At 43.3% G+C, this 11840-nt stretch carries 15 protein-coding genes; all 15 read right to left on the bottom strand.

Annotated elements, in window-relative coordinates; translation table 11 throughout:
• Window positions 1-43: 43 nt before the first annotated feature.
• Window positions 44-661, bottom strand: coding sequence for a ribosome biogenesis GTP-binding protein YihA/YsxC (gene yihA, locus ACHBID_RS05050; RefSeq protein ID WP_394731909.1), 618 nt, complete (start codon window positions 659-661; stop codon window positions 44-46).
• A 54-nt stretch (window positions 662-715) separates the two neighbouring features.
• The gene (gene clpX, locus ACHBID_RS05045) at window positions 716-1942 is read right to left on the bottom strand and encodes an ATP-dependent Clp protease ATP-binding subunit ClpX (RefSeq protein WP_394731910.1); all 1227 of its coding nucleotides are present in this window, start codon (window positions 1940-1942) and stop codon (window positions 716-718) included.
• 197 nt (window positions 1943-2139) lie between these two features.
• Window positions 2140-2652, bottom strand: coding sequence for a dihydrofolate reductase (locus tag ACHBID_RS05040; protein WP_394731911.1), 513 nt, complete (start codon window positions 2650-2652; stop codon window positions 2140-2142).
• Window positions 2653-3019: 367 nt separating this feature from the next.
• Entirely contained in the window at window positions 3020-3859 is an 840-nt protein-coding gene (locus tag ACHBID_RS05035; RefSeq protein ID WP_394731912.1) for a thymidylate synthase, read from the bottom strand.
• A 51-nt stretch (window positions 3860-3910) separates the two neighbouring features.
• Window positions 3911-4195: a hypothetical protein gene (locus tag ACHBID_RS05030; RefSeq protein WP_394731913.1), complete on the bottom strand. Its 285-nt coding sequence runs from the start codon at window positions 4193-4195 to the stop codon at window positions 3911-3913.
• Between the two features lie 15 nt (window positions 4196-4210).
• Window positions 4211-4489 (bottom strand): hypothetical protein, encoded by a 279-nt coding sequence (locus ACHBID_RS05025; protein ID WP_105123284.1) that lies wholly within the window; start codon window positions 4487-4489, stop codon window positions 4211-4213.
• A gap of 16 nt (window positions 4490-4505) precedes the next feature.
• Entirely contained in the window at window positions 4506-4760 is a 255-nt protein-coding gene (locus tag ACHBID_RS05020) for a hypothetical protein (protein ID WP_394731914.1), read from the bottom strand.
• Window positions 4761-4914: 154 nt separating this feature from the next.
• Window positions 4915-5241 carry a YkvA family protein gene (locus tag ACHBID_RS05015; protein WP_238140778.1) on the bottom strand — a complete coding sequence of 109 codons (327 nt, stop codon included), beginning with the start codon at window positions 5239-5241 and terminating at the stop codon, window positions 4915-4917.
• Window positions 5242-5330: 89 nt separating this feature from the next.
• Window positions 5331-6290: an ROK family glucokinase gene (locus tag ACHBID_RS05010; RefSeq protein WP_105123379.1), complete on the bottom strand. Its 960-nt coding sequence runs from the start codon at window positions 6288-6290 to the stop codon at window positions 5331-5333.
• An 84-nt stretch (window positions 6291-6374) separates the two neighbouring features.
• On the bottom strand, window positions 6375-6710 hold the full coding sequence (locus ACHBID_RS05005) for a hypothetical protein (protein WP_170243196.1): 336 nt from the start codon (window positions 6708-6710) through the stop codon (window positions 6375-6377).
• 1 nt (window position 6711) lies between these two features.
• On the bottom strand, window positions 6712-8580 hold the full coding sequence (locus ACHBID_RS05000) for an ABC-F family ATP-binding cassette domain-containing protein (protein WP_394731915.1): 1869 nt from the start codon (window positions 8578-8580) through the stop codon (window positions 6712-6714).
• Complete coding sequence (locus tag ACHBID_RS04995) at window positions 8573-9784, bottom strand: CCA tRNA nucleotidyltransferase (protein WP_394731916.1); 1212 nt, start codon at window positions 9782-9784, stop codon at window positions 8573-8575. The genes ACHBID_RS05000 and ACHBID_RS04995 overlap by 8 nt, the downstream gene beginning before the upstream one ends.
• Entirely contained in the window at window positions 9781-10548 is a 768-nt protein-coding gene (gene dapB / locus ACHBID_RS04990) for a 4-hydroxy-tetrahydrodipicolinate reductase (protein ID WP_394731917.1), read from the bottom strand. The genes ACHBID_RS04995 and dapB overlap by 4 nt, the downstream gene beginning before the upstream one ends.
• A gap of 8 nt (window positions 10549-10556) precedes the next feature.
• A complete protein-coding gene (locus tag ACHBID_RS04985; RefSeq protein WP_172067475.1) occupies window positions 10557-11408 on the bottom strand; it encodes a DegV family protein in 852 nt (283 codons plus the stop codon).
• Window positions 11409-11783 carry a DUF1149 family protein gene (locus ACHBID_RS04980; protein ID WP_105111974.1) on the bottom strand — a complete coding sequence of 125 codons (375 nt, stop codon included), beginning with the start codon at window positions 11781-11783 and terminating at the stop codon, window positions 11409-11411.
• Between the last annotated feature and the right edge of the window lie 57 nt (window positions 11784-11840).

The raw sequence follows: 11840 nt of genomic DNA, 5'->3' as shown, positions 1-11840 counted from the left end.
TATCCCAAAAAATGTTTGGGCTACAAGTCACCGAGAGAATTTCTTATAGGTGGCTAACTCGGAATTGAAATTTGCCGATTTCACTCAGAATAGCGTCCCAGGCCTGGTCATAGCCATGTCGAGTTTCAGATGAAAAGACGACAAACTGGTCATTCTTATCAAAATCCAATTTCTTTTTGATAATGGATTCATGCTTGTTCCACTTGCCACGTGAAATTTTGTCGGCTTTAGTAGCAACGACAATGACTGGGATTTCATAATATTTTAGAAATTCGTACATCTGAACATCATCGGCAGATGGCTCATGACGCATATCTACCAGACTAACCACCACGCGGAGATTATCTCGACTGGTCAGATATTCCTCAATCATCTTGCCCCACTTTGCGCGCTCAGTCTTGGAAACCTTGGCATAACCGTAGCCCGGCACATCAACAAAACGGATTTTATCATCGATATTATAAAAATTCAGTTGTTGGGTTTTACCAGGTTTGCCTGACGTCCGAGCCAGGTTTTTACGCCCCAGCAAGGTATTGATGAAGGATGATTTTCCAACATTGGACCGTCCAGCCAGGGCAATCTCTGGAATATCATCATCTGGGTACTGGGTCTTTGAAACTGCACTCAGTAAAATCTCTGCATTATGGGTATTGATTTCCATATTTTTCCCTTTCTCTGAAAAAGGAGGCGGTCAATTGACACCTCCTGACGAATTTTAGGCAGTTTCTAGCTCAGGTTTTCCTTCACCGTCTACTGCTGCTTTTGTCACGCGAACCTTCTTGACCTCGTCTTGACTCGGCACTTCAAACATCACATCCAACATGGTCTCTTCGATGATAGAACGAAGTCCGCGTGCACCTGTTTTACGCTCGATGGCTTTTTTGGCAATTTCCTGCAAAGCATCTTCTTCAAATTCCAACTCGACATCATCATAAGAAAGCAAGGTCTGGTACTGCTTAACAAGAGCATTTCGAGGCTCTGTCAGGATACGCACCAGGTCATCCTCAGTCAATTGGTCCAGAGCTGCAAAAACAGGCAAGCGACCAATCAATTCTGGAATGATACCGAATTTCTGAATATCATCCGCGATAATGTGCTGCATGTAAGAATCTTTTTCTTCAATAGCACGGTTGTTTTGACCGAAACCAATGATTTTCTCACCCAGACGCTGTTTAACAATTTCTTCAATGCCGTCAAAGGCACCGCCAACGATAAAGAGAATGTTCTTGGTATCGACGTGAATCATCTCTTGGTTTGGATGTTTGCGTCCGCCCTGAGGTGGCACACTGGCAACCGTTCCCTCGATAATTTTCAGGAGAGCTTGCTGGACCCCTTCGCCGGATACATCGCGGGTGATGGACACATTTTCACCTTTTTTGGCAATTTTATCAATTTCATCCACATAGATAATTCCTCTTTCTGCACGATCGATATTAAAATCTGCCGCCTGTAGAAGTTTGAGAAGGATATTTTCCACATCTTCGCCAACATAACCTGCCTCAGTCAGCGCTGTCGCATCTGCGATAGCAAATGGTACATTCAAGCTTTTCGCTAATGTCTGGGCCAAGAAAGTCTTACCAGAACCAGTCGGACCAATCATCAGGATATTAGACTTCTGCAAATCCACATCATCTTCGCCACGGGTATCTTGAAAATTAATGCGCTTATAATGGTTATACACCGCCACAGCCAAAGCACGTTTAGCTCGGTCTTGACCGATGACATAATGATTGAGAATATTGAGCAATTCTTGTGGTTTTGGCGTATCTGCCAAGTCTGTCAAAACTTCTTCTGCCAGTTCCTCACGAATGATTTCCTGTGCTAGTTCCACGCACTCATTACAAATGAAGACATTGTTCCCTGCGATAATTTTTTTAACTTCTTCTTGATTTTTCCCGCAAAATGAGCAATAAATCAATTCATGATTATGCTTAACAGCCATCTATCTCCTCTTTCATATCACTTATCTAAACAAAAATCCATAAACTGCATGGATACTATTGACTAAATTGGTAAAAGCATTCAATAAAAATAATATCGCTAAACCAAATCGTTTCTTTTTAAAGGCTTGAATTGCACAAAGAACGCATATTCCACATAGAAATGCTGTAAATAAACCGAATAAACTTCTCTCCATGCCTAACTTTCTCTTCTTTCGTAGGTTTTTATAGTAAAATCAAATGGATTTGCCTCATCTTTTAATCGGAGTGTTTTCTTCTGCAGGCAAAATTGTTCCATCGGAAAATCTTTCGGAAAGAAGGTATCTCCATCAAATTGACCATGAATATCTGTCACAATCAATTGGTCGATATATGCCGCAAATGCCATATAAATCTGACTCCCACCAAGTACAAATAAAGTCTGCTCTTGATGTGCATACCAATCCAACACTTCCTCCACACTATGAACAACTGTAACCCGATCATTTTCCGCTACATATGATTGATCCTTTGTCAAAACGATAGTGTGACGATTTGGAAGTGCACGCTTGCCCATACCATCAAAAGTTATACGTCCCATCACCATCGTGTGACCAGTTGTCGTTTCTTTAAAATGAGCCATTTCAGCTGGTAAAGACCAAGGTAGTTTATCTCCCTTTCCAATCAAACCATTTTCATCCTGAGCCCAAATAGCAACAATCTTTTTAGTCATTTTCTCTCACTTTCCGTCCTATCATTCTATCAAAAAAACATGAAAAATGCACTTACCAAGTAGGTCTAGTGCAAATTTTTATAATATTGAAACTGGCTCTAAAATTTTAGTAATACCGACTTGAAGTTCACTGTTATTAACTAGCTCTAATCAGGGATAAAGAAGAGTGGCTAGTTCAAGGAACTGTTTCAGCCCAAGCATAAAAATAAAGAAGCGAGGTAGAGGTTGCAGATATAGGCTGTTGAAAAACTGCCTACAACTTAAATAGCAAGATCAAACTTCAACTGCGGTCTAACTGGCTTTGAAGGTCTGGGAGACCTTCGAAGGTTGGAGATAAGAAGAACGAAGTTCTTCACTGCTAATCCAGTTAAATTGCTAAATCGAATTTTAACTGCGGTTTAACTGGATTGTAGTCCACCAACTCAAAATCTTCTGCCCGAATATCAAAGAAATTGGTACCGTCTGGGACATTCAAGACCAAACGAGGCTCAATTTCTGAAGGCGTTCGACGGAGCAATTCCTCAGCCTGTTCAAACTGATTATCATAGATGTGGAGATTGTTGATGAAATAGAAAAACTTCCCTACCTTCCAACCAAAATGCTTGGCAATCATCATTTGCAATGCAACATACTGCATAGCATTGATATGATGGGCTACCAACATATCATTTGACCGTTGAGTTAGAGTTGCATCAAGATAAATCTCTCCGTCCACTCGGCGAACATCGAACATGGTCTGAAAGGCACAAGGCAATAGGCCTGGCGATTGGTCAAAGGCCTCATAATCCCAAAGAGAAATCACATTGCGGCGGTTCCAAGGATTTTCTTCCAATTGCTTAATAATTTTGGAAATAATATCGTGCTTTTTGACGATGGCCCCATAGCGCTCGCCAATGGTCCCAGTCCCTTCTACTTCCCAATCATTCCAATATTGAACACCGTATTTGTCTTGAAGGACCGATAAATCATTGGTCTGGTCCTGATAAATCCAGAGAATTTCCTTAATAGCCGACTTGATAGCAATGGGACGCAGTGTAGTAATGGGAAACTCTCCCTTACTCAAATCATACTCTGCAAAGGAGCCAGTAATATACTTGGAATTTGCCGCATTCCCGTTCTTGTAACGTGGGCGAGCATTTTCTGAAGAAACGCCCTCTTCCATAATCTTATGAATGTTTTCTTTAAAAATAATATCTGCTTTTGTCATGCAACTATTATACTTTTTTTGACCCAAAAATTCCAGAAGCAAGCTAGAGTTCTATGGAGTGAAGAGGTAAGTGTTACCCATATACATGGCCAATGTTGCGGTCAGAAAATAGCAAACGATGAAGAGTAGGGCAATAATGGTATGTCTAGGCTTTTTATGATAGATAGCTACTGGTAGCAGAGCCATTCCCAGCAAGGGGACAATTTTAAAACATGCGGTATAGGCCCACTTTTCCAGATGAAACCAATTTTCCATGGGTAACCATATACTGAGCCAAATCAGACATCCCAGGCCGATAATGAAACAGCTAAACAAATCCAAACTTTTCTTTAGCATACTGCTACTCCTTTCTTAGGGACCAAACAAGAAGTAACCAACGAACATGGTGATGAAAAAGGATAGGATAAAGGCAATGGAGAGAGCTGCCTGCCACACCTTCTTTGTGAAGAAGGACAAAATCAGCGTTACAAGTCCAATCGGTGGCAGGATGTAAAAAACAACTACAGAACCCCAGCTAGAAGGGAAGAACCAATGACGAATCCAGTTATCTAGAAAGAATCCTGATAACCAAAAGAGGGTCCCCGCTATAAGTAGATAGTGGGAAACTTGGTGTAGATTCCATTTTTTCATGATTTACCTCCAATTTTTAAGGACCAAAGATCATCGATAACAATCCAATGTAAAATGTTAAAAATGGGCTAATGATCAGAAAGAGACAGATAAGCATGTGGGGAATCTGCTTGGTGTAGATGGCCCAAGGCAATACTACTGCTCCAACAAAAAACACACCAAATGTATTAAACCATTGAAAATTTAGGGCAGGAAAGAAGATTGTCGCATAGAGTAAAAATCCCAAAACCAGCACATAGCCTTGATAGCGGACGATATGATCTTTTGACATGATAGACCTCCTCGAACCTTTCAGCCATCTATAGCCACGAATAAAGAACGCCTTCTCCGATAATTTGCAATATCAATATTTCTACATTTTCATTATATATGATTCTGATTTGTTTTGAAAGACAAAACAATTAAAAACTGTGACAGCGGATAGGCTACTTAAAAACTTTTACTAGGACGTAGATAATCAAGGCCCATAGAAAAATGATTGGAAGACCATAGTACCACTTCTTGGGTTTGCCATCTTTCCAAAGGTCCTCAGCGGCCAATCGGTGATTGTCAAGTATTTCCTTGGGTATAAATCGAATGGTCAAGGCCACCAATAAGGGCAATAGAATAATGTCATCCAAACAGCCCAAAACTGGGATAAAATCTGGCACTAAATCAATGGGCGACAAGGCGTAGATTAAGGTTAAGCCTGCAAAAAATTTAGCGACAAGAGGGGTCTCCCTGTCTCTGATTGATAAAAATAGGGCTGGCAAATCTTTTTTTAGCTGTTGAGCTTGTTTTTTTAAAATTCATATTAGAACCTTTCTTCTAAAAAAGACAGAGTTTCCTCTGCCTGATTTACTTATTTCAAAACCAATGACGCTGCACCAATAACCCCGGCATCATTGCCAAGTGTTGCAAGAGCCAACTTAGTTGATTCCTTAATCGGTGGGAAGACTGTCTCTTCAAAGACCTTGCGAACACCGTCCAAGAGGAAATCGCCTGCAGCTGATACACCACCACCGATGACAATGTAGGCTGGGTTTAGCGTCACTGCAATGTTGGAGCAAGCTGTTCCTAGATAGCGAGCAAAGTTGCGGTAGACAATCTGAGCTAGGTCATCACCTGTTTTTGCTAAGTCAAAGACATCCTTAGCTGTCACATCTTGACCATCATCAATGAGTTTCTTCAACTCAGAATCACCAGCATACTGGGCTGCATAACGGCGAGTCAAATTGACAATACCTGTCGCTGAGGCAACCGTCTCCAGGCAACCTGGCTTACCACATGTACACATGATAGGATCTTCAAAATCAACCGTCAAATGGCCAAGTTCGCCACCTGCACCGCGTGATCCGCGAATCAGATTTCCAGCAGCAACAACACCACCACCGACACCAGTTCCCAGCGTCATGAAGACCACGTCAGGATTATTCTCGCCGGCACCGACCCACTGCTCACCCAGAGCTGCTACGTTGGCATCATTGTCAATAAAGAAAGGCAAACCAAGTGCGGTCTCAAACTGTTCACGGACCAGCTGCAAGGTCTTCCAGTTGAGGTTATAGGCACCAATCACAGTACCAGCTTTGCTATCGACCACGCCAGGAGAACCCATACCAATTCCCAAGAAATCATCCTTGGTCAGATTGTGGCTCTCAAAATGATCTTTGATACTCTCGATAATATCCGGAACGATATGGCTGCCCTCATCCAAAATGTTGGTCTTGATGGACCATTTTTCCTGGATTTCGCCAGCAGTCGTTAAAATAGCCAATTTGACAGATGTACCGCCAAGGTCAATACCGATAATTTTCTTTGACATAATCATTACCTCACTTCATTTTCTCTATTATACCACAATGCAAACCTTTTCGTAAAGCCCTTTCAAACAACTTGTACGGACAATTTATCTAAAAAGATAAAGCAGAACTAGAAATTGAATATGGAGAACAAAGCGCCCAACACTCAGCAACATAGCAGCTATAAAATTAGTTCCTTCCTTGGTCCCATTGAAGAGAAAAAGCGTAGAAATAAAGGTAAAACCAAGGGCAAAACCAATCATCTGGAAGGCATGGTAGCTTTGACTGTAATAATAAAGGGTTACTGCCAGCACAAGCATTGCCAAAAATGTCAAACTCAGCCGCAGCAGGTTCATCTTTTTGGTTTTCAGAAAGCTATAAAGGGCTGAAACCAATGTGACCAGTAGGTAAAGGGCCATGTAGCCTATGATAAGAGTTTTCATCCTAGCCCTCCATCTCACTCAAATACTCAAAGCGCTCGTACTTCTCCAAGAGCTGCTCATTTTTCTGGTCCAGCTCCTTCTGCAGGTCCGACAATTTGGTAAAATCACTGCCACAGGTCAACATTTCCGCCTCAATGGCTTCGATCCGCTCCTCCAAACCAGCAATCTCATCCTCAATGGTTGCCCACTCCTGCTTCTCAAAATAGGACATCCGCTTCTTGTTCTCTCTGACCTTCTCGATTTTCTCCTTTGGTTTTTCCAAAGAAATAGCAGAGCTGGAAGCCAAAAAGGCCTTTTCATCCAGATAGTCCGTGTAGTTTCCAAAGAAGGTCTGGATACCACCGTCTTCAAAAGCAAGGATTTTATTAGCAACCTTGTCCAAGAAATAACGATCGTGGCTGACGGTGATGACAGGACCAGCAAAACCTTGCAAGAAATGCTCCAAGACTGTCAAAGTCGCTATGTCTAAGTCGTTTGTCGGCTCGTCCAGAAGCAAGACATTAGGCCGTTCCAGAAGGATTTTCAGCAGATAGAGCCGCTTTTTCTCCCCACCCGACAATTTTTCAATCAGTGTACCATGGGTATTACGCGGAAAGAGGAACTGCTCCAAAAGTTCAGCAATAGACACCATGCCCGATGTAGTCTTGGCTTCTTCTGCCACTTCCTGCAAGAAATTGATGACCCGCTTGCTCTCGTCTAATCCACGAATATCTTGAGAAAAATAACCGATACGAACCGTTTCTCCGATGTCTACCTTGCCTGCATCAGCCTGCAAGTCGCCTGCAATCAGATTGAGCAGGGTGGATTTGCCCTTACCATTATCACCGACGATGCCGATACGGTCCTTGTTTTGGATTAGCAGGCTAAAATCCTGTAAAATCGGCTTTCCAGGATAAGAAAAGCTGACCTGCTCAAACTGAATAACCTTTTTACCGATTCGGCTGGTTTCAAAATTGATTTCAAGACTTGAGTCATCAATAGTTTGATGAACCTGGTTCTTGAGGTCATGGAAACGATTGATACGGGCTTGTTGCTTGGTGGCACGAGCCTGGGGCTGTCTCCGCATCCAGGTCAACTCCTGCTTGTAGAGCTGTTCTTTCTTGTGACGGAGAGCTGCATCCCGTTCGTCCTGCTCCGCTTTTAATCGAACATAGTCCTGGTAATTCCCCTGATACTCGGTCAAACCGGCCTTGTCCAATTCAAAGATGCGTGTGGCAATATTGTCCAAGAAATAGCGATCATGGGTGATAAAGAGGACAGACTTTTTGGTGTTTTTCAAAAAGGTCGTCAACCACTCAATGGTCTCAATATCCAGGTGGTTGGTCGGCTCATCCAAAAGTAGGAGGTCGTCATTTCCCAGAAGAACCTGAGCCAGCTGTACACGGCGACGCAGGCCGCCAGATAAATCCGCCACCTTGCTGGTCACATCCTGTAATCCTAATTTTGACAGAACCGTCTTGACTTGACTTTCGATTTCCCAAGCATTGAGGGCATCCATCTCTGCCATGACTTTTTCAAGTTGAGCCTGACTCTTATCGTCATAATTTGCCATGAGCTGCTCGTATTGGCGAATAAGCTGGATTTCTCGCAAATCGGATGACAATACCGTGTCCAGAACGGTATTGCTCTCATCAAAATCAGGCTCCTGGGTCAGATAGGCCATCTGAAAATCATTCTTACTGGTAAAGGGTGAAATATCTCCATCGAAACCAAGCTTGCCTGAAATCACATCCAAGAGCGTTGTTTTACCAGTGCCATTGACCCCTATAATCCCAATGCGGTCGCCTGGGTGGATGATAAAGGAAATCTTTGAAAAGACGGTCTTGTCGCCGACAGACTTAGTCAAATTTTCAACGATAAAATCACTCATTGCTTAAAAACTCCTTTACAAAAGCCATAATGTCCTCTTCTGAGTTGGCCAAATTCCCCTCGACAATCTCATACTCCACTGCATTTAGGACCTGACCCAAGAGAGGACCAGGCTTGATAGCTAGATTCTTCATAATCATGCCACCATTCACAACAATCTCATGTCGTTCATGGATAATCAAGTCCTTATCGAGTTGAGCAATCTCTTCAAAATCAACCGAGAGCCCCAGAGCCTGACGCAGGTTTTCGACCAGTTCAATCATTGTCCTACCGTATTCGTAGGCCATCTGCTTGGTCACTGGTCCTGTCTGGCGGTGCTGATAAATTTCCACCAATTGTACGACCGTCCGTTGAAATTCATTGCTGGTTTTCCATTTTTTGAGGAAGGACTTGATGTTGTCCACTTTCAGACAGGCAAAGAGCATGGCCCAGGCCTGTTCAGAAGTTTCAAAGATGAAATCTGCCTGCAAGCTAGATAGCATTTTCTCCAATTCCTGCCCTTTTCCAGCCAAATCTGGTAAAAAATCAAAGGCTTTAGAATCAATCATAGCCTGCAGCCCCTTGCGCCAATGGGGTGCCGTCAGCAATTTATCAAATTCGATAAAAATTCGCTCAACAGAGATTTTGTCCAAGAGCGGTGCTGTTGCCTGCATGGCCTCAAATGTTTCTGGTTCAATCTCGAAGTTCAGACTAGCCGCAAATCTAAAACCACGCATGATTCGCAGGGCATCTTCATTGAATCGCTCTGCAGGGATTCCTACCGCTCGCAAACGCTTCTGCTCCAAATCTTCTAGTCCAGAAAACAAGTCGATGACCTGAGCATGTTCATCCAAGGCAAAGGCATTGACTGTAAAATCACGGCGTCTGAGGTCTTCTTCTAGTGAACGGACAAAAGAAACCTGGCTAGGCCGGCGGAAGTCCACGTAATCCTCCTCCGTCCGAAAGGTCGTAATTTCGTACTCCTTATGCCCTTCCAGAACCAAGACCGTTCCATGTTCAATCCCCACATCAATGGTCCGTGGGAAGATTGCTTTGGTCTCCTGCGGATAGCTGGATGTTGCAATGTCCACATCGTGAATGGTTCTTCTCAAAATGGCATCGCGGACCGATCCGCCCACAAAATAGGCCTCAAAACCTGCGGCCTTAATTTTCTCTAAAATCGGCAAAGCCTCCTGAAATTCAGAAGGCAGATGTGTTAATTTCATAGTAAATGTTCCAAACCATATACAAGTTGCTGGCGTTTGACAACCTCTTTGATACCGAGATTGACACCGCTCATGAAGGAGACACGGTCATAAGAATCATGACGAATAGTCAATCCTTCTCCCTGGGCACCGAAAATCACTTCTTGGTGGGCCACCAGACCTGGTAAGCGAACAGAATGAATACGGAATCCATCAAATTCTGCACCACGAGCTCCGGCAATCAACTCTTCTTCATCGGCTGCACCTTGTGGCTGCGCCTGACGGACTTGCGAAATCAACTCGGCAGTCTTAATAGCTGTTCCACTTGGAGCATCCTTTTTCTTGTCATGATGCAATTCGATGATTTCCAGATTAGGGAAATACTTAGCAGCCTGTGTTGCGAATTGCATGAGCAAGATAGCCCCGATAGCAAAGTTTGGCGCAATCAAGCCACCCAAGCCTTTTTCAGCCGAAAGTGCAGTCAGTTCGTCGATTTCTTTCGGTGTAAATCCAGTCGTTCCAACTACTGGCGCAAAGCCATTCTCCAAAGCAAAGCGTGTGTTTTCATAGGCAAATTTTGGCGTGGTGAAATCCACCCAGACATCAACATCTAGCTCTGCAACTTCTTCTTTTGTCTTAAAAACTGGCACGCCATCCACTTCTGTCTCAGTGGCAAATGGGTCTACCAAGGCAGCTAGACTAAGGTCTGCATCTCCCTTGACCATCTCAACCGCTGTTGAGCCCATTTTTCCCTTAAAACCTGCAATAATTACCTTAATTGTCATGTAAACTCCTATTCGATAATGGGCGAAATCCCGAAAGCAATGGCCCCTTCACCCAAATGCGTCCCGATAACGGAACCAAATGACACGATTGGCAACTGACTAGTCACACCAACCTGCTCCAACTGTTCTTTGAATCTATCTGCCTTTTCTGGGCAGTTCGCATGAATAATGGCCAGCTGGTAATTGCCGTCGGATGTTTTTTCTTGAAGAATTTCCAAGAGACGTTTGACAGCCTTTTTCTCCGTCCGAACTTTCTCGTATACTTCGATTTTCCCTTCATCCGTAAAATACAAAATCGGCTTGATACTGAGAAGGTTGCCGAGAATGGCTGCTGCATTGGACAAGCGACCACCCTTGACCAAATGATCCAGGTCGTCCACCATGATAAAGGCAGACGTTTGGGCAATTTGTTGATCCAGTTTGGCACAGATTTCCTCAAAAGACTGACCAGCTGCTGCCCATTTCAATACATTTTCCACCATCATACCCAGTGGAGCTGACGTGATTTTGCTATCTGGAAAGGCGATTGTCAGCCCCTCAAATTCATCTGCCAGATATTGGATATTTTGGTAAAATCCAGAAATCCCTGATGAGAGAAAGAGACCGACTGCATGCGTGTAGCCGTTGGCTTGCAGGGCTGTCAAAATTTCTTCCAACTCTAAGAGACTGGGTTGGCTGGTTTTTGGCAAATCCTCGGAGGCTGCCATCTTTTGATAAAATTCTTCGGCAGTCAGATTTTGTCCTTCGACAAAGGATTCCTCATCAATGGTGACCGGAATAGGCAAAACAAATACATCTTTGTTTACAAGCGTCGTCGGCTGCAAGACGGCCGACGAATCTGTAATAATTGCTAATTTCATTTAGAACTCCAAATTGATACCTGGGGCATCGTAGGCTATTTCAGTAACATCGTAGGTCATGCGTTTTAGCATGTCCAAGAGAGGAGATACCAACTCTTTTTTCTCATCTTCAGTAAATTCGGTTGGTTCATTGATAATGCGACCGTCTACATGGACACCTTGGCTAAAGGCACCAGAAATCACATGATGATTCAAGACAATCATAAAGCGCAAGATAACAACCATAGTTGTCCGCTGTGCTTCTTCGTCCCTATTGACCAATTGAAAATCAACTTTCAAGCCAGTTTTTGGCTCACCATGCTCTTTTTCCCATTCTTTGTTGCGAGCATCAAAGTGATACTGGTTGACAAATTCTTTATCGCGAATGATTTTCATTTTCAAGACTCCCCTTAAACAATAATACTCACATTATACCATAAACCTTGTGAAATA

The sequence above is a fragment of the Streptococcus sp. A25 genome (assembly GCF_043674095.1).
GTDB lineage: Bacteria > Bacillota > Bacilli > Lactobacillales > Streptococcaceae > Streptococcus > Streptococcus suis_V.
Note: the sequence above shows the minus strand (reverse complement) of the source record. Positions and strands in the feature narration are given on the sequence as shown.